Annotated in this window: 12 protein-coding genes; 5 read left to right on the top strand and 7 right to left on the bottom strand. The window is 58.8% G+C overall.

Annotated features, from left to right (window positions below; translation table 11 throughout):
• The first annotated feature begins 8 nt into the window (after positions 1–8).
• Complete coding sequence (locus E0502_RS02180) at positions 9–1,016, top strand: type II secretion system F family protein (RefSeq protein ID WP_137676334.1); 1,008 nt, start codon at positions 9–11, stop codon at positions 1,014–1,016.
• Between the two features lie 49 nt (positions 1,017–1,065).
• Here E0502_RS02180 and E0502_RS02185 read toward each other — a convergent pair whose 3' ends face one another.
• The 4 genes from E0502_RS02185 to E0502_RS02200 form a co-directional block, all read right to left on the bottom strand.
• Positions 1,066–1,530, bottom strand: a complete 465-nt coding sequence (locus tag E0502_RS02185; protein ID WP_137676335.1) for a MarR family winged helix-turn-helix transcriptional regulator — start codon at positions 1,528–1,530, stop codon at positions 1,066–1,068.
• Positions 1,531–1,590: 60 nt separating this feature from the next.
• The gene (locus E0502_RS02190) at positions 1,591–2,463 is read right to left on the bottom strand and encodes a crotonase/enoyl-CoA hydratase family protein (RefSeq protein ID WP_137676336.1); all 873 of its coding nucleotides are present in this window, start codon (positions 2,461–2,463) and stop codon (positions 1,591–1,593) included.
• 66 nt (positions 2,464–2,529) lie between these two features.
• Positions 2,530–3,315: an SDR family NAD(P)-dependent oxidoreductase gene (locus tag E0502_RS02195; RefSeq protein WP_137676337.1), complete on the bottom strand. Its 786-nt coding sequence runs from the start codon at positions 3,313–3,315 to the stop codon at positions 2,530–2,532.
• A 27-nt stretch (positions 3,316–3,342) separates the two neighbouring features.
• Entirely contained in the window at positions 3,343–4,515 is a 1,173-nt protein-coding gene (locus E0502_RS02200) for an acetyl-CoA C-acetyltransferase (protein WP_137676338.1), read from the bottom strand.
• A 181-nt stretch (positions 4,516–4,696) separates the two neighbouring features.
• On the opposite strand from E0502_RS02200, the gene E0502_RS02205 reads away from it, so the two are divergent.
• The 3 genes from E0502_RS02205 to E0502_RS02215 are packed head-to-tail and all read left to right on the top strand — an operon-like array spanning position 4,697 to position 8,039.
• A complete protein-coding gene (locus tag E0502_RS02205; RefSeq protein WP_137676339.1) occupies positions 4,697–5,440 on the top strand; it encodes a 2OG-Fe(II) oxygenase in 744 nt (247 codons plus the stop codon).
• Complete coding sequence (locus E0502_RS02210) at positions 5,422–7,128, top strand: 2OG-Fe(II) oxygenase family protein (protein ID WP_137676340.1); 1,707 nt, start codon at positions 5,422–5,424, stop codon at positions 7,126–7,128. Before E0502_RS02205 ends, E0502_RS02210 begins: the two co-directional genes overlap by 19 nt.
• On the top strand, positions 7,128–8,039 hold the full coding sequence (locus E0502_RS02215) for a class I SAM-dependent methyltransferase (protein ID WP_137676341.1): 912 nt from the start codon (positions 7,128–7,130) through the stop codon (positions 8,037–8,039). The genes E0502_RS02210 and E0502_RS02215 overlap by 1 nt, the downstream gene beginning before the upstream one ends.
• Positions 8,040–8,176: 137 nt before the next feature.
• On the opposite strand, the gene E0502_RS02220 is transcribed toward E0502_RS02215, so the two are convergent.
• The gene (locus tag E0502_RS02220; protein ID WP_137676342.1) at positions 8,177–11,071 is read right to left on the bottom strand and encodes a TonB-dependent receptor domain-containing protein; all 2,895 of its coding nucleotides are present in this window, start codon (positions 11,069–11,071) and stop codon (positions 8,177–8,179) included.
• A gap of 230 nt (positions 11,072–11,301) precedes the next feature.
• On the opposite strand from E0502_RS02220, the gene E0502_RS02225 reads away from it, so the two are divergent.
• A complete protein-coding gene (locus E0502_RS02225) occupies positions 11,302–11,844 on the top strand; it encodes a hypothetical protein (protein WP_137676343.1) in 543 nt (180 codons plus the stop codon).
• 111 nt (positions 11,845–11,955) lie between these two features.
• On the opposite strand, the gene E0502_RS02230 is transcribed toward E0502_RS02225, so the two are convergent.
• Positions 11,956–14,064, bottom strand: coding sequence for an alpha/beta hydrolase family protein (locus E0502_RS02230; protein ID WP_137676344.1), 2,109 nt, complete (start codon positions 14,062–14,064; stop codon positions 11,956–11,958).
• Positions 14,065–14,177: 113 nt separating this feature from the next.
• Positions 14,178–17,630, bottom strand: a complete 3,453-nt coding sequence (locus E0502_RS02235) for a TonB-dependent receptor domain-containing protein (RefSeq protein WP_137676345.1) — start codon at positions 17,628–17,630, stop codon at positions 14,178–14,180.
• Positions 17,631–17,695: the final 65 nt, after the last annotated feature.

The following is a 17,695-nucleotide window of genomic DNA, read 5'->3' on the forward strand; positions in this document are numbered from 1 at the left end:
GAGAGAACATGATCAATCAGGGATCCGGACCAACACTTCTCGGTTTCGACGTCATTCTCGTCGGGACGATCCTCGCCGGTGTGGCAGCACTGGCGGTGATGCTGGCAATTTATGCTGCGATCACCGTGAAGGATCCGATGGCGAAGCGCGTCAGGGCGCTCAACGAACGGCGTGACGAACTCAAACAAGGGATCGTCAAGTCGCAGTCACGCAAGCGCCAAAGCCTCGTTCGCAAGACCGAAGGCACGGAAAAGATGAAAGACACGCTGAAGGGGATGAAGGTCCTTCAGCAGAGTCAGGTCGAAGTAATCCAGCAGAAGCTGGCACACGCCGGCTATCGCAACAAGGAAATCGCTGTCCTCGTTATTGCTGCGCGGATGGTCATGCCGATTGTACTCGGTCTGCTCGGCTTTCTGCTCATCTACGTGATCGACTATTTCCCGGATTGGGGAGGCATCAAGCGTGTCGGCGCCCTGGGCGTTCTGCTGTTTGCAGGCTACAAAGGTCCGGAGATATTTCTGAAGAACAAGGCCAGCAAGCGCACGGTCGAAATCCGCAAGGGCCTGCCCGATGCGCTCGACCTGTTGGTCATCTGTGCCGAAGCAGGCCTGACCGTCGACGCCGCTTTCAATCGCGTGGCCAAGGAACTGGGCCGGGCCTATCCGGAACTGGGCGACGAGTTCGCGCTGACCGCGATCGAGCTGTCGTTTCTCGGTGAGCGCAAGATGGCGTTCGACAACCTTGCCTATCGCGTCGACCTTGAGTCCGTGCGCGGCGTGGTTACGACCATGGTCCAGACCGAACGCTACGGTACGCCGCTTGCTTCTGCCCTGCGCGTTCTGTCAGCCGAATTCCGAAACGAACGAATGATGCGGGCCGAAGAGAAGGCTGCACGGCTTCCGGCGATCATGACCGTTCCGTTGATCCTGTTCATCCTGCCGGTCTTGTTCATCGTTATTCTTGGCCCGGCAGCCTGTTCGATCAGCGATGCGTTCGCGGCGAAGCCGGGACGCTAGCGACCACCCCTTCCTCTCCCAAAAGGGAACTGTCGGCCCCGGATCCGCTTCAGGCTTCGGGGCCGAATTGTGTCGCTTCGTCGCGTATCCGCGCCAGAATAGCGCGAAAGCCGTCTTCCTGTTCCGCGCCGAGCGTTTGCAAAAGGCTGGCTTCGATTGCCCGGGCGCGCGGCACAATCTGGCCGTGCATCGCCCTTCCCGCTTCAGTCAGCTCGAGCAAATGAGACCGTCCGTCCCGCTCGTTCGGATTACGACGGGCCAGCCCCCTCTGTTCGAGCATCTTGCACGCCCGATTGACTGCCACTTTGTCCATCAGAGTGCGTGCGGTCAGGTCTCGCTGCGTCAGTGCACCGGCATCGCCGAGCATTGCCATCACCCGCCATTCGGTGACCTTGAGGCCAAATTCACGGTGGTAGACCTGTGCAATCCGGTTGCTGACCGCGTTTGATGCGACGGAAAGCTGATACGGCAGAAAATCTGCCAGGCTGAATTCGGTGTCGGTCGATTGGCTCATAAGACCAGTTTCTAATGAAACCGGTTTCGATGGCAAGCGCTCATCCCCTCGATCCGGCAGCTATTCGTATGCGGGCTCATCCCACCAGGGGTAGAAATCGGGCATGTCGCCGGAAACGGTATCGGGATAATTCGGCGGGCGCTTCTGAAGGAAGCTGGCAATCCCCTCTTTGGCATCATTGCTCCGGCTGAGCCGGTAGATCGCCTTGCTGTCCACCTTGTGCGCGTCCATCGGATGGTCGCCGGATGGCAAGCGCCACATCATCGCCCGGGTCATCGCGACCGAGACTGCCGATGTGTTGTCGGCGATTTCCCGGGCCAGGCCGCGCGCGGCATCCATCAACTCACCCTGCGGATGGATTGACCGGATGAGCCCGCCTGCCTTGGCTTCTTCGGCATCGAAGACCCGACCGGTGTAGCACCATTCCAAGGCTTGCTGCACGCCGACGAGCCGCGGCAGGAACCAGCTGGAGCAAGCCTCAGGAACAATGCCGCGGCGCGCAAACACGAAGCCATAGCGTGCGCTGTCGGCCGCCAGCCGGATATCCATTGCCAGTTGCATCGTCGCACCAACACCCACCGCAACGCCATTGCACGCGGCGATAAGCGGCTTGGTGCTGTCGAACAGCCGCAAAGTCAGCCGCCCGCCGCCGTCGCGCACGCGCGGGTCGGACAGATCCTCGACCGGATTTGGGTCGGAGAACACATGTCCGCCGCCGTCCGGGGTCAAATCGGCACCGGCGCAGAAGGCGCGATCACCTTCGCCGGTGAAGATCACTGCACGGACGCTGTCATCCGCATCGATATCGTCCATCGCGGTGATGATTTCATCCATCATCGTCCGCGTAAAGGCATTCATTTTCTCGGGGCGATGCAGCGTGACAGTCGCAATGCCTTCTGCCTTGTCGAGTTTGATCTGAGTAAAATCCGCCATGCCGCTCTCCCGTTCTTCTCATATGAAAAGGGCGGCTCATCGGCCGCCCTTTCCCCCATCAGTCGTTTAACGCGGTGCCATCCGGATGGCACCGTCGAGACGGACATCCTCGCCGTTGAAATAGCCGGTCTCGATCATGCACATGGCAAGATTGGCGTATTCCTCCGGATAACCGAGGCGCTTGGGGAACGGGACGCTGGCGGCCAGCGCTTCCTTCACTTGCGGCGGAGCAGCGTTCATCAGCGGAGTGTTGAAGATACCCGGCAGGATGGTGTTCACCCGGATGCCTTCGCGCATGAGGTCGCGCGCGATCGGCAGCGTCATGCCGACAACACCGCCCTTGGACGCGGAGTAGGCTGCCTGGCCCATCTGGCCGTCTTCAGCCGCAACCGAAGCGGTGTTGACGATCGCGCCGCGATCGCCTTCGTCTGTCAGCGGATCCAGGCTCATCATGCCGGCTGCTGATTTGGCGATACAGCGGAACGTTCCGATCAGGTTGACCTGAATCACGAAATCGAATGCCGAGATCGGGAAATGCTTGATCTCGCCCGACTGCTTGTCACGGCTGGCGGTCTTGATCGCATTGCCGATGCCGGCACAATTGACGAGGATGCGTTCCTGCCCGTGTGCTTCGCGTGCTTTGGCAAAACCTGCGTCGACATCTTCGTCGCTGGTCACGTTGACCTTGCAGAACACGCCGCCGATATCCTTGGCGACAGCTTCGCCCTTTTCTTCATTCATGTCGAATATGGCGACTTTCGCGCCTTTGGCCGCAAGCGCTCGTGCGGTCGCTTCTCCGAGACCTGACGCGCCGCCGGTTACGACGGCTGGGGTATTGCTGCTGACTTCCATGGAATTATCCTCTCGAATTATAAGGGATCAAAGTGCCTCGATGATGGTGACATTAGCGACGCCGCCGCCTTCGCACATCGTTTGCAGGCCGTATTTCTTGCCGCGCGCGCGCAAAGCGTGAACGAGCGTCGCCATCAGCTTGGTACCTGAAGCGCCGAGCGGGTGGCCGAGCGCGATTGCGCCGCCATTCACGTTGAGCTTGTCCGGATCCGCACCGGTATGTTTGAGCCATGCAAGCGGGACCGGTGCGAAAGCCTCGTTGACTTCGAAAAGGTCAATATCGTCAATCTTCATACCGGCCCTCTGTAGGGCACGGTCGGTCGCGAACAGCGGTTCTTCCAGCATGATCACCGGGTCGCCGGCAGTCACAGTCAAATTGTGGATCCGCGCGAGCGGTGTGAGGCCGTATTCCTTAAGTGCACGCTCGGATACGACGAGCACAGCGCTCGAACCATCGCAAATCTGGCTTGAGGACGCGGCAGTGATCGTACCTTCCGGGCTGAGCAGTTTCACCCCTGCGATGCTTTCCAGTGTCGCGTCGAAGCGGATGCCCTCGTCGATCATGTGCATCTCTGTTCCGTCAGCGGTTTCAATCTCGACCGGAACAATTTCCCGGTCAAAGGCACCCGCCTCGGTCGCCTTGATTGCCTTGATGTGGCTGCCCAGCGCAAAGCTGTCGAGCTGAGCCTTGTCGAACCCGTGCTTCTTGACGATCATCTCCGCGCCGACGAATTGCGACCACTGGATGCCAGGATATTTCTCTTCCAAACCGGGCGATTTGTAGTTCCCGAGCCCTTCTTTCATATGCAACATCGCGGTCGAGCCCATCGGAACGCGGCTCATACTTTCGACGCCCGATGCAATAACCACATCCTGGGTTCCGCTCATCACCGCTTGCGCAGCGAACTGGATTGCCTGCTGGCTGGAGCCGCACTGGCGGTCGATCGTGACCGCCGGCACACCCTCGCCAAGATGCTTCGCTGCGAGCACTGCATTGCGCCCGACCTGCATCGCCTGCTCGCCGCCTTGGCTGACGCAGCCCATGACGACATCGTCGACCGCCTTGGCTTCGAGGCCGCTTCGCTCCATGATCGCATCGAGCGATTTGGCTGCAAGATCGACCGGATGCACTCCGGCCAAGCGCCCGCCACGGCGCCCACCGGCTGTACGAACGGCTTCGACGATATAGGCTTCGGGCATCGAACTCTCCTGCTGAACTCGGCTATTCCGGTTTCCGTTTGCGTAAGCGTTAAGGGTCGCTCTGTTGACGGTCAAGCGGCAACCGCGTCGCCCCTCTTCTGACGGGTGTGCTGCCTGGTGCAGGGCCCGTTCCGATGTTCCCTCTTGCGGCAACAGGCCGGATGCCTATCGTGGCGCGGCAATGGCCAAAGCACTCTTCGAACTGAACCCTGACCTTGATCGCGATGCGCTGGCGCAACAATTTGCGCGCAACAAGCGCGTCCAGATCCGCGATCTGCTAACCCGCGAGACAGCAGAGGAGATCCGTCTGATTCTTGCCAATCACACGCCGTGGGGTCTGGCGTTCAAGGCTGGAGAGGGGCCTGGTATCGAGCCGCAACAGGTTCTGGCACAAGAAGGCAAGACGCCGGAGGGACAACAGAAGCTGCAGCAGCTCTTCAAAACAACCGATCAGGCGGCAGCGGCGGGCGACTACGCCTTTCGCTACGGACAATTCTCGCTGGTCCAGAATGTACAGGAGCAATGGGATCCGGGTGGCCCGCATGAACTCTTGCTGGAGTATCTCAACGCTGAAGAATTCCTTGATCTGGTGCGCGAAATAACCCGGATCCCCGGTCTTGTAAAAGCTGACGGCCAGGCAACGCTCTATGCCTCCAATCACTTCCTCGCGACCCACAATGACAGCCATGTCGCTGAGGGCTGGCGCATTGCCTATGTCATGAATTTCACCATAGACGACTGGAAGCGCGACTGGGGGGGCTACCTCGTGTTCTTCGACGAGGACGGCGATATCATCGAAGGCTACAGGCCGCGCTTCAATGCGCTTAACATGTTTCTAGTGCCACAAAGCCACGCGGTACAATATGTCCCGCCGTTCGCGCCGATGGGCCGGCTCGCAATTACAGGATGGTTTCGGGACCGGTGACTACTCTTTCCCCGTCTGATTGGCGCAATCGAGCTCTTTCAGCTTTGCGAGCAGGTCGGCTTGATGAGGCAAGGCAGCATCTCACTAGCGGCACCGCCGAACATGCCCGGGATGCCGCCTGGCGCAGCAGCGCGGGCAATATTGCCTTGGAACTGGGAGACCCGAAAGCTGCTGCAGAGCATTTCGGAAAAGCTGCGGGGCTTGAGCCCGATAATCCGGAATATGCGATCAATTACGGCATCGCCTTGACTTCTGCCGGTAGACCGCAAGAGGCGCTCGTGTCGTTTGCACGGGTTGAGGGCGCCGGCCGTAATTCAGCGCAGTATTGTTCTGCCCGAGGGGCAGCAGAGAGGGCTGCTGGCGACAAGTCTGCCGCTGCTCTCTGGTATGACCGTGCCCTTGCCATCGAGCCGACGCGGGCCAAGGCCTTACACGGGCGTGCACGGGTCGCCATCGAGCGAGGCGAAGATACTGCTCTGGGCCGGTTCGAGCGCGCGCTGTCGGTAAACCCGGGCGATGCCGATCTATGGCTCGGGCGCGCGCAATCGCTGGACGTCAAGGGCGATACGGCAGGTGCCCGTTCGATCGCCGAACAACTGGCGGATCAGGCCCCGCATTGGGAAGAAGGATTGAAATTCCTTGCGCAGCTGCGGCTCGCCGCAGGTGAACCGAATTTTGCCTCACACTACGGCCAAGCGATGGACCGTGTTCCGCAGGACCCCAACATACCCGTTGCATGGGCCAGCATCTTGGCCGGGCTGGATTTCAACGAAGAAGCGGCAGAAGTAGCGGCAAAGGGGGGTGCACGGTTCCCTGAGCATCAACTGTTTGCCCTTCTCGAAGCAATCTATGCTGGTGCGGCGGGCGAAGATGACCGGGCGGAGAAGATTTTTTCTGTCCTGCAAATGCGCACAACCGATCGACTTATCCATGAAGCCCGGCACAGAATAAGGCGCGGCGAATTCGCGAAGGCCGAATATCTGCTCGATGATGTGATCGAAGATGATCCGGATAGCATAACCGCATGGGCCTTGCGGGGGATCGTCTGGCGATCGACCGGCGATCCACGCGAAGAATGGCTTCACCGTCAGGCGGGACTTGCAGAATTGAGACCGCTTCATGACTGGGATGCTGTATTGCCCCCTGCCATCGCTCTGCTGCATGAGTTGCATGACAATTCTCCGCTACCGCTGGGCCAGTCCCTGCGTGGAGGCAGCCAGACGCGCGGATTGTTGTTCGATCGTATCGAGCCGGAACTCGCCGCTCTGCGTGATGCAATTGTTGCGACCGTGGAAGCGCACCGCTCAAACCTGCCGCCGCAGGATGTTACGCACCCATTGCTGCGGCACCGTGATGCAGCATGGCAAATCAACGGCTCTTGGTCGGTACGCCTGTCGGGCGGCGGCGACTACCACACGTCGCACATCCACCCGCAGGGCGTGATATCCTCGGCCCTATATTGCGAATTGCCCGGCCAGCGGGGCGACGATCCACAGGCAGGATGGCTCGAGTTGGGCCGTCCACCACCCGACTTGCGTCTGGACCTGCCGCCGATCCGCACAATCGAACCCATAGTAGGGCATCTCGCTCTCTTCCCTTCCACGCTATATCACGGCACCCGTCCGTTTGCCGAAGACCGCCGGATGACAGTGGCGTTCGACGTGACACTCAGGCCAGAGGCGAATTGATGAACAAAGACCATTCAGCAGCCTGGGGTGATTTCTGGGCCGACAATGCGGAGAGCGGCGGTGGCGGCTGTCTGCCTTCGGCCTGGCAAGGCATTGATGGCGCACAACAAGCCGCTTGGCGCAAATTCGCTCAAGACCTTCCGCGCAAGACACGCCTGCTCGATATCGCGACGGGTGATGGCCGAGTGATGGGCTGGCTGCTTAAAAGCCGCAAGGACCTCAAACCGGTCGGTTGCGATCTGGCGGCGACGCTACCCTCGCCTCCGTCCGGAACCAAGGTCCGCGGCGGCGTGGCGATGGAAGAGTTACCGTATCAAGATGACGCATTCGGTGCCGTGACGAGCCAGTTCGGTTTTGAATATGGCCAGACGGGCGCGGCAGCGGCGGAGATTGCCCGGATCCTCAAACCCGGAGGTGTCGTCGGATTGATGACGCACCGGATCGATGGCCCGATCCTGGCGCACAATCTCGCCCGCCGGGAACAGATCAATTGGGTGTTTGAACAGGAAGGCCTGATGGAACTGGCGAAGCGGAGCCTAGCCTTGCGGGCAGGCGGCCTTGCCACGATTCCGTCGAAGATTCTTCAGGCCCCTCAGATTGGTGCCGGGAAGTTCGGGCGCGGCTCAGCGGCGTGGGAGATTTCCGAAGCGATCCTGCAATCGCTGCAGTTTGGCAAGCGGGACCGACCGCAAAACGTGGCACGGTTGCTTGATACCATCAGGGCCAAAGCGCAGAACGAGCTTGGCCGGATCGCCTCGCTTGAGGCCGCCTGCCAGACGACCGGCAATGCCGAGCGTTTTCTGGCGGATGTATCATCTGCCGGGCTTCGGCAGTTGTCGGTTGAGCCGCTTGCAGAGCGTTCAGGGAACGCCGCCTTTGCGGACTTCCGCTTGTTGCAACACGCGGCCTGAGCAAACCTTCGATGCACGGGGCGCTTGAGGCACCCGCTTGTTCGCTCCCGCCATGAAGATGGGGCTCCATAGAGAAAGGGCGACGGATCCGAAGATCCGCCGCCCTTTCCTTTTAGCTGCTTTGCAGCGGTTGCGTCTTAGAACTTGACGCTGACCGATGCGAAGAAGTCACGGCCAAGCACGTCGTAAGTGCTTGGGTAGGTGTTGGCCTGCTCTTGGTTATCACCAATAAGCGTTCCGTTGTTGGTGCTCGAGACCTGGATGCCATTAAACGTTGGCGTCTGCGGCAGTGTGTCGAACAGGTTGTTGACACCGAATGCCACGGTCAAGTTCTCGCTCGCTTCGAACGAGAAAGTCAGATCGAGCAGGTCGTATGCCGGAATACGCTCGACACCATTGAAGGCTGCAAAGTCGATCGTATCTTCGTCATCGTCGATACCGGACAGGTGACGCCAGCGGAACGACGTGGTCAGCGGACCATCCACGAAGGTCGCACGTGCCGTCCACTTGAACGACGGGGTCGGTTCGCCACAGTTGAAGCCGAACTGGCCGGCACATTCCACGATGGTTGCACCAGGGAAAGCTTCAAAGTCGGAGCTTTCAGTCCAGGTACCGAGGAACGACAGGTTGAAGTCCTGCTCACCCGTGTCGGTCAGGACCGAGAACGGGATCGTGGTCGTGTAGTTGACCTGAAGGTCGACGCCCGAAACTGCCAATGTCGCAACGTTCTGACCGCCGAGAACCGGCGGGTTTGCGGTGGTGATAGCACCACCTGCGTTACGGATCGCACCGTTAGCGAAGAACGGAGCACAGACAGTCGCATTCGGATCCTGGATCTGGTTGAAACACAGGTCGAAGGTCTGCTGCAGCGAGATCGTCGAGATCGCATCTTCGATTTCAATGTCGAAGTAGTCAGCCGTAATCGTCAGACCAGGAATGAAGGTCGGTTCGAGAACCAGGCCAACAGTCCAGCTGTTCGAAGTTTCTTCCTGGAGACCAGGGTTACCACCGAACAGAGCCGGGATCTGCGCGTTCAGCTGAATGCCCGGGGTACCGACTACACCGGCGGGAACGCCGTTTGCGATACACAGGTCACGCAGTGCGCCCGCATTGCCAGCAGCTGGAGTCGAGCAAGGATCGGTTGCGCCCGGGAAACCAATCGACTGGCCACCGAAGAGCTCACCCACGTTCGGCGCACGAACAGCGCGCTGATACTGGCCACGCAAAGTGACGTCTGGGATCGGAGCAAATTCGATACCGCCCGAGTAGGTCCACACACCGCCGACAGCTGCAAGCGAGTAATCCGAGTAACGAGCAGCGCCCGTCAGTTCGAGACGCTCGACGCCCGAATCCGGTCCGAGGATCGGAATGTTGAGCTCAGCGAAGATTTCCTTGACGTCGTAGGTACCTTCGGTCGGGTTACCGGCGTTGAAGCCGATCACGTCGCCGGAGGACAATGCGGTGTCAGGAATGAACTGCGAAGCGACCTTGCGGTACTCAGCACCAACGGCGAAGCCGATGTCATCAGCGCCAAAGCCGAGGTTGCCGAGCTGACCATAAAGATAGCCCTGCGCGAGTTCGAGGGTCGAAACGTCGCCGTTCTGCGCCCGGATCGAGATCTGCTGAACCATGGCAGGCGTGAGCGTACCAGGGCCGAAGATGTTGATCGCAGGTGCCGTCCCGTCGAGACCAGCCTGGAAGGCCGAACGCGAAATGTTACCTTCTTGGACGTTGGCGTTACGCGTACGGGCATACATGTAGTATGCGTCATAGTTCAGCCAGTCGGTGATGCCACCGCGAACGCCGCCGAGAACACGGAAAGCGTTGCGCTCGTCGAGGCTATTACGCGAACCGGTTTCAATTGTACGACGCTGAAGGAACAACACTGTGTTGCCGGGATTACCGTCGGTCTCGGTTGCATCAAGCTGCTGCAGCTGGGCGAAGTCGCCCGGCGTCAGGAAGGGCTGGATGGTCGCAAGATTGACAGTGAACGAGCCGGTGACCGGAGTCGCGGCGAGTTCCTGAGCAACGCGGTTATTCACAAACGAGACTTCGGTGTAGAATTCGTGCCCGTCGGTGAATTCGTAGTCTGCGTAGCCGCCAATCAGGTAACGTTCCTGCGGGATCTGCAGGTAGTTGACCGGAGCGTAGTTGTAAGTGTCACCGGTACGGGTACGGAAATCACCTGGCGTGTTGTCGAACACCACAGCGCGGTTGGCTGCGAAGTCCGTACCAGTGCGATTGCCGTCGCCGAAGTAACGGATGACGCCGTTCGGCAAGGTCGAAGAACCGAACTGCTGCTGCGTTACGCCGAAGCTTTCGCCACCAAGTGCGAAATTCGAGAATGCGCGGTCGCCCTGGAATACCGACGAACGGTTGTAGTATTCAGCGAAGACAGTCGCGCTACCGCGGCCATCGTCGAACGAAGTGCCGATGGCACCATGGAGTTCATAACGGTCGCCATCGCCACGCTCGGTGAGCGAGTACTGGCCGCCGAGTTCGACGCCGTCGACGTCCTTCAGCTTGAAGTTGACAACGCCCGAAAGGGCATCCGAACCGTAAACAGCCGAAGCACCACCGGTCACAACGTCGACAGAGTCGAGCAGGAACGACGGGATCGTGTTAAGATCGACGATCTGTGCGGTATCGTAGAACATCCAGCGGCGGCCGTTGACCAGCACCATGGTGCGGGTCGAGCCAAGACCACGCAGGTTCAGCGTGGCGGTACCGGTGCCCGGATTGTTCGAGTTTGACGTGAAACCCGGAACAACCTGCGGCAGCTGGTTGACAACGTTTTCAACGTTGACGGTGCCGGACAGTTCGAATTCTTCCGCACCAACAACAGCAATCGGTGCTGCGGTGTCGACATTTGCGCGACGCTGAATACGCGAACCGGTGACAACGATGAAATCGTCGTCAGCGGACGAAGCCGTGGTTTCGGCCTCTTCCTGCGCATAAACCGGCGTGGCAATCATGGCACCAGCCATGAAAGTGCCCGCGAGCAGCGTAGCCTTGCTAAAACGGTTGGACATTCCAATCCCCTTTTTCATACGCGCCCCCTTGGCGCGCATAGTGATAAGTACGAATATCGGGCATAGCACCCGAATGCTCGGCGTTTAGGCCAATGCGCTGCCGTTCCGCAATCGCAGAGGTCGTTACATCTGAGGGAAAAGTCTGTGTGTGTCTTTAGAGTGACAGTTGGCGTAGACCTCGGAATGTGCCAGCAAAGCCGCAGAATTCTGCCATTTCAGAGGAGTAACGCGTGACCCATTGCAAATTGATCGGGTTCCTGGCGTTCGGGCTGTCTGCAGTCGCCATGTCGTCAACAACTTTGGCACAAGAAAGCGGAGCCGGAGAGACGGGGGACAACTACATGGAGAACCTGCAGGCGTGCCAGGCCGTCCAGGCCGACACGGAGAGGCTCCGCTGCTATGACAACGCTGTGGCGCGTGTGGTCACCGCATCCGAAGCTGGTGAAGTTCGGCTGGTCGATCGGGGCGATGTCGACAAAACACGGCGGCGCCTGTTCGGTTTTTCGCTGCCCGATCTTGGTATTTTTGGCAGCGGCGATGAAGGCGAACTCGAACTGCTCGAATCCAAGGTCACCCGGGTTATTTCGATCAATCGAAACAAAATCACCTTTGAAATCGAAGAAGGCAGTGTCTGGTATATTTCGGACGCCCCGTCGCGCGTCATCCGGCGGTTGGAGCCAGGGGCGTCGGTCGCCTTCAAGAAAGCCGCCCTGGGCAGCTATTTCATCCGGGTCGAAGGCATGACCGGGGTCAAGGGCAAGCGTGTCGATTAGCGTTTGACCGGGCCCATGCGGCCCGGGCGCTCAGCGCCGTTGCTGATATTAAAAAGCCCGCGCAACTCTCTGGTTGCGCGGGCTTTTTGCGTTTCAAGTATGGCCTGTGACTTATAGACCGCCCGGCCCGCAATCGTTCTTCAAGAAGTCCAGCATCTCGGTGTAGAGTTGCTCCTGATGGTTGTACATCAGCGTCGAGTAGAAGTGGTCTGCGCCCTTCAGTTTCACGAACCGGTGATTTGGCCGATAATTCGCTTGCTGGAATGCCGAGTTGCCCCCGGCCTCCGAAGCAGCACCACTATTTGATGCGCGAGTCGGGTCGTCACGCTCGTCACCGATGTAGACATAGGCGTCCATCTTGCCGGCTTTTTCCATCGCGGACTTGAAATCGTCGAGATGGTAGATTTCCACCCGGCGATCGACATCGCCGTGGACCATCATTACCGGAATGTTGGTTTTTGCCACATCTTCAACCGGATTGATGCCGATCATGCCGCGCCGCTGCGCCCAATCATCGATCGCCTTCGGCGAATAGGGACTGCGACGCTCGCGATAGCTCTTGGCCGGATCAGCCACTGCCGCGCCTGCGATCACGCACTGATACATCTGCTCTTCACGCTGCGATGCAACCAGAGCGGCATAACCGCCATAAGACCAGCCGAACATCGCAACGCGATTGGGATCGACGATACCTTGGTCAATCAAATACTGCGCGCCGTCGTCCTTGTCGTCCTGCATCTTGCCGCCGTGTTCGCCATAGGCAGAGTCGAACAATTCCTGGCCCCAGCCAACCGACATGCGGTACTGCGGCTGCAGGACCATGTAGCCCCGGTTAGCGAGAAACTGGCCCCACTCGTCATAGCCGATGACTTCGTTGACGTGCGGCCCACCGTGCGGGAGGACGATCAGCGGGAATGGACCCTCGCCTTTGGGCTTGGTCACATAACCGGCGATCATCTTGCCATCACGCGCTGTGTAGCGGATGAATTCGACATCCGACAGCTGTTCAGGCTTCACCAGAGGATTGCGGCTGCCAAGCTTGGCCATCTTGCCGTCCATCACCATCCAGTAGGAGCCCGGATCACGCGGGCCGCTGTTGTAAACTACCATTGTCTTTCCGTCGCGCGAGCGACTGGTGATGGCAATTGCATGCGCATTCGGAATCTGCGCCTCCAATGCTTCGTGGAGCGCTTTCTCTTCCGCATCGAACCATACGCGCTCACGTTTCGCCCACGGATAACGCGCCGCAACGAGTGTGTCGTTCCCCGGGACTGAATGGAACTGGGTCCACATGATGTCGGCGTTGTCGGTCGCCGCCAACTTCTTGCCGAATTGGCCGGTTTCGAAGTTGAATTCCCACAAAGCAGCTTTGTCTTCACCGCGGTTGTCGATGATATAGCCGATGGTGGGGTTCTGCGGATCGAAGCCCTTGATCCCCATGAAGCCGCTCAGGACACGATAGAGATTCTCGTGCTTGTCGTAATCATAGGTCTGGTCGAGCTGCTTCCATGAGCCGTCACCTGGCGCACGGTAGAAATACTGAAGTTCATTCGAACCGCGTTCCACCGAGCTGGTCCACCGCGGATTGCCTTCGTTGTCGAAAACGGCCTGCGGGTATTTCTCACTGCCTTTCAGGACAAGTTCCCGACTGCCCTTGGTGAGATCGAACCTGTAATACGAGCGAGGACGGAAGGCGGCAAAAGGATCGACACCACTGAAATCGGCGACGGCATTGCCGCTTTCGATCAAGATATGGTTTGGTTCTTTCGGGAGCCTGTTCGTCAAGCTGAAATTGCCGGGAAGATCGGCAAATTTGTTGCTCTTCAGATTGTAGGAAAACGCCTTGTAGTCACGCGTATCGTCTTCCGGGCCTCTGACCTTGGAGCGCTTCTGCTGCCAGGCAGTCCCGAAAATGTGAGTGTCACTGACCCACTGGACGGAGATAATTTCCATCGGATCGGCGTTGAGCGTGCGAAAAGGCTTGGACATATCGTCCGTTTTGTAGATCTGAAGAAGATACTCGCCCTTCTTGCTGCCAAGTACGTGGACAAGGACATGCTTACCGTCAGGGGAGACTTCCACGGCATTTACAACATCACGAAGCGCCCAGTCCTCGATCGGGACTACGGAAGCGTCAGCGGATTGCGCCATGGAAGGAACGGCTGCAGCGGTCATGATGCCGGCAGACGCGGCTAGAAGAAGGGGTTTGAGCATTTTCATAAAGCGACTCTCGGAAGTTTGCGATCTTGTCGGAACCATAAACGAAGAAGCGGCCCCATGCCAATGTCATGGAGCCGCTTCCTTTAGCCTGCGATTAACAAGCTGTATTCAGATTAGAATTCGACGCTGACACGTGCGAAGAACTCACGGCCGTTGTAGTCATAACCAGCACCCAGCACTGTGTTCGAGATATCAGTGATACCCGAAGCGAAGGGGCTGACCTGCGGCGGAGCCGTGTCGAAGATGTTGCTGACGCCGAGCAGGATGTCGAAGCGATCGGCACGGTAACGGATCGACGCGGTGTGCAGGAACTGCTCATCGGCGAAACCGATCGGGCGACAGAAAACGCCATCGCCAGGGACAATACCGTCCTGGACACCGTTTGCATCGCGAGAACCGCCACCCAGACAGGTGCTTCCGGTCTGGCCAATGAACTCGCCCGCTTCGTTGTACCCGAACACATCCGAGAACTCATCGATAAGGTCGGGGTCCTGATCAAACCCGCCAACATAGCGGATGTTGTAAGACAGACGGAACTTGTCGATGTCGGCAGTCAGTGTTGCACGGCCGGTCCATTCCTGCAGACCGACTTCGCCGGCATCGTCGTCGAATGTCTGGTCACCATTGTCGTTGATGAACAGCGAACTACGTTCGATCAGATGGTTGGCGCGAACGCTCAGGCCGAGGTCGACCAGAGTTCCGAAAGCCATCACTTCTTTGTCCAGACGGGCATTGAAGTCCATGCCGCGAACGCTTTCTTCGTTCAGGTTGATAAACCCGGCGAAGATGTCCGATACCAGGCGCGTTCCGGTCGGCGAAATCGTGATCCGATCACAGAAGGTGCTCCGCTGACCATCTTCGCGTGTATAGCAGTCATTCACGATGAACTGCGGGTTCGGCGAGATGATCGAGTCCTTCAGCTTGATGTCGTAATAGTTGGCGCCAAGAGCAAAATCCCATCCGTCTCCGAAGGTTTCTTCGAAGGCGAAGCCTGCTGTGATCGAACGCGAGGTTTCCGGATCGATGTCCAGCGCACCACCACGTGCAATCTCGACACTGCTGGTCTGAGTCGGCGCGAGCGCGTTACCAGTTGTCGGGTCAATCTGCAGACCGGCAGTGGTCGGATCGCGGCCTTCACGGATACAGGCGTCGAGGATGCGCTGGTCACGTGTATCATTCGTCGGATCGTACGTGCCGGTGGTTGCATCGAACGCATTGTCCGGAACAGCGCAAGGATCGAACAGGGTGTTGAACCCTGTTTGCGAACCGAGGAAGTTCTCACGCAGGTTCGGTGCGCGGAACGACGTACCGTAGCTGAACTTGAACAGCAGCGGTTCGACCGGACGCCAGCCAGCCTTGATCGAGTAGGTGAAGTTGGTTCCGTAGAACTCTTCATCCGTAACACGGCCCGAGAGGTTGAGGTTCAGCTCTTCCACCCAAGGCTTGCCTGCCTGAAGCGGAATATCGATTTCGGCGAAGGCTTCCTTGATTTCCTTGGAACCAACCGCGCCGCTGTCAGCGAAGAAGCCGAAGAACAGACCGTTCGAAGCAACGTCGCTGGCGATCGAGTTGATTTCGTCACGGCGATACTCGACACCGACCACGGCACCGACCGGGCCCGCAGGCAGGTCGAACAGGTCACCCGTAGCGTAAGCGTTCCAGACTATCTGCTCGTAAGTCGTGTCGAACGAACGGTCACCGAAAACGTAGTCGCGTTCGGCCTGCGTGGCGAAGTCACCCTGCGCCGAGTTGAGCACGCTCGGTGCGAACAGGTTCACCGGAACACAGCCTTGCGTCAGATCGGCCAGTGCTGCGCCTGGATTGGCAAGCGCCGAGGCGTCGCACGGCGTAATGGCCGGAAGGCCTCCGGTTACCCGCGCGATGAACGAGTTACCGATTGTCACGCCCGAGTTGTAGTCGTCGGCAATGCCATCGCCATTGTTGTCGACAACGCCATCGCCGTCAAAGTCCATCGTCGGGTCAATTCCGAGCGCAAAGGCAAGCTTGTCTTCACGAATACCGCGAACGTTTGAACGTCCATCGGCATAGGAGTAAACTAGCGCGGTTTCGAACGACCAGCTCGGTGAGATAAAGGGCAGGTCGCCCTTGATGCCGAACACACCGCGATACTGCTCTTGCGTCACGTCGGTGTTGTTCCGGTCACCTTCGATCGCGAAGACCGGGCGTGCCGAGATCGGACCAAAACCGGTGATGGCGCCGAAGTTGGTGTCCGAACGACAATCCACACCGCTAACTGCGGTATTACACGGGTTGAACTGGTTATTGTCCGGTACATACGGGAAAATCTGAGCGAAGAATTCGTTTTCGCCGAAGATTTCCGCGCGGGTGTACATGGCTTCGAAGAACGGCGTGATGTTTGCCGCGCCGGGGAAGGTGTACTCACCATAGGCAAGGATATTGTAACGCTTTTGCTGGCTCAGGAACGTCTGCTCGGGGTTCGCCCCGTTCAGGTTGTAGTCGTTCAAGAAGTCGAGATCGCGAACACCGTCTCCATCAGCATCGATCGGTCCACCGAAGAACGATTCGCTGAACCCCGGAATGCCCGAGTTACCAACCTGACCATTGTAGGTGCGCTCATCGAAGTACACCGAACCGACATTCGTGAATGGAACAATAATCCGGCCGTTGAAGCCTTGCTGGATGCACTCACTGGTCGACGTCGTGATCAGACCGTTCGAGTCGGCAAGCGCATTGGCCTGCTGGTCAATCGTCAGACGACGAACTTCACCGGTGTTGGTGATGTCGAGGTTGGTCGTACAACCGCGGAAGAAGTCGCGATCGCTGAGGCGGATGCTGTCACGATAATCGTATTCAGCACCGATGCCGAAGAAACCGCGGTCGGTGTTGAAACCCCAAGCGCCGCCGACGGTGTAGTCATCGCCGCCGCCGTTTGGATTGAGGTTGCCGAATGCAGTGAGCTCAAGGCCGTCGAAATCCTTACGGAGGATGACGTTGCCGACACCGGCAACAGCGTCCGAACCATAAACCGACGAAGCACCGTCGAGCAGCAGGTCGTAGCGTTCGATCAGCGTGCTCGGCAGCAGGTTCAGCGACGGAGCGGTAGGCGCGCCTTCCACACCAGCCGGCGCGAGGCGGCGGCCATTGATGAGAAGAAGTGTACGGTCAGCACCGAGGCCGCGTAGGTCGAGCGTGGTCGAGCCTGGACCGTTGTTGAGAACGAAGCCCTGGAAAGTCGCGTCGATCTGAACGCCGGCGGCGCTTTCCGAGCGCTGCAGGATGGAGGTTGGGTCGAACAGACCGGCTTCCTGCTCGCTGTCGGTCGTCAGGACCTGCAGCGGCGAAATGCTTGAATAGGTGTCGCGAACGATACGCGAACCGGTAACGACGATGCCGCCCTGAGCACCAACGGAACCGTCTGCGCCGGTGATGTCGGCCTCACACTCTGCCGGAACCGGCAGGGTCGGATCGAGATCGTCACAATCGACATCCGCATCCTGTGCAAAGGCCGGAGCCGACACAACAAGCGCAAGCGCCGAGACCGATCCGGCCAGCCCGACACGCGCAATACCATTAAACTTTTTCATTTTTTCTCCAGTCGCGACAACAAGGACCGGAAGAAACTCTGCGGGCAAAAATAAGCGGCGAATTC

It is taken from the genome of Parerythrobacter lutipelagi (genome assembly GCF_005434975.1).
In the GTDB taxonomy this organism is placed as follows: Bacteria; Pseudomonadota; Alphaproteobacteria; order Sphingomonadales; family Sphingomonadaceae; genus Parerythrobacter_A; species Parerythrobacter_A lutipelagi.

Coding starts and splice junctions, on each gene's coding strand:
- E0502_RS02180 (WP_137676334.1), top strand. CDS start 9: ATGATCAATCAGGGATCCGGACCAACACTTCTCGGTTTCGACGTCATT.
- E0502_RS02185 (WP_137676335.1), bottom strand. CDS start 1,530: ATGAGCCAATCGACCGACACCGAATTCAGCCTGGCAGATTTTCTGCCG.
- E0502_RS02190 (WP_137676336.1), bottom strand. CDS start 2,463: ATGGCGGATTTTACTCAGATCAAACTCGACAAGGCAGAAGGCATTGCG.
- E0502_RS02195 (WP_137676337.1), bottom strand. CDS start 3,315: ATGGAAGTCAGCAGCAATACCCCAGCCGTCGTAACCGGCGGCGCGTCA.
- E0502_RS02200 (WP_137676338.1), bottom strand. CDS start 4,515: ATGCCCGAAGCCTATATCGTCGAAGCCGTTCGTACAGCCGGTGGGCGC.
- E0502_RS02205 (WP_137676339.1), top strand. CDS start 4,697: ATGGCCAAAGCACTCTTCGAACTGAACCCTGACCTTGATCGCGATGCG.
- E0502_RS02210 (WP_137676340.1), top strand. CDS start 5,422: ATGGTTTCGGGACCGGTGACTACTCTTTCCCCGTCTGATTGGCGCAAT.
- E0502_RS02215 (WP_137676341.1), top strand. CDS start 7,128: ATGAACAAAGACCATTCAGCAGCCTGGGGTGATTTCTGGGCCGACAAT.
- E0502_RS02220 (WP_137676342.1), bottom strand. CDS start 11,071: ATGTCCAACCGTTTTAGCAAGGCTACGCTGCTCGCGGGCACTTTCATG.
- E0502_RS02230 (WP_137676344.1), bottom strand. CDS start 14,064: ATGAAAATGCTCAAACCCCTTCTTCTAGCCGCGTCTGCCGGCATCATG.
- E0502_RS02235 (WP_137676345.1), bottom strand. CDS start 17,630: ATGAAAAAGTTTAATGGTATTGCGCGTGTCGGGCTGGCCGGATCGGTC.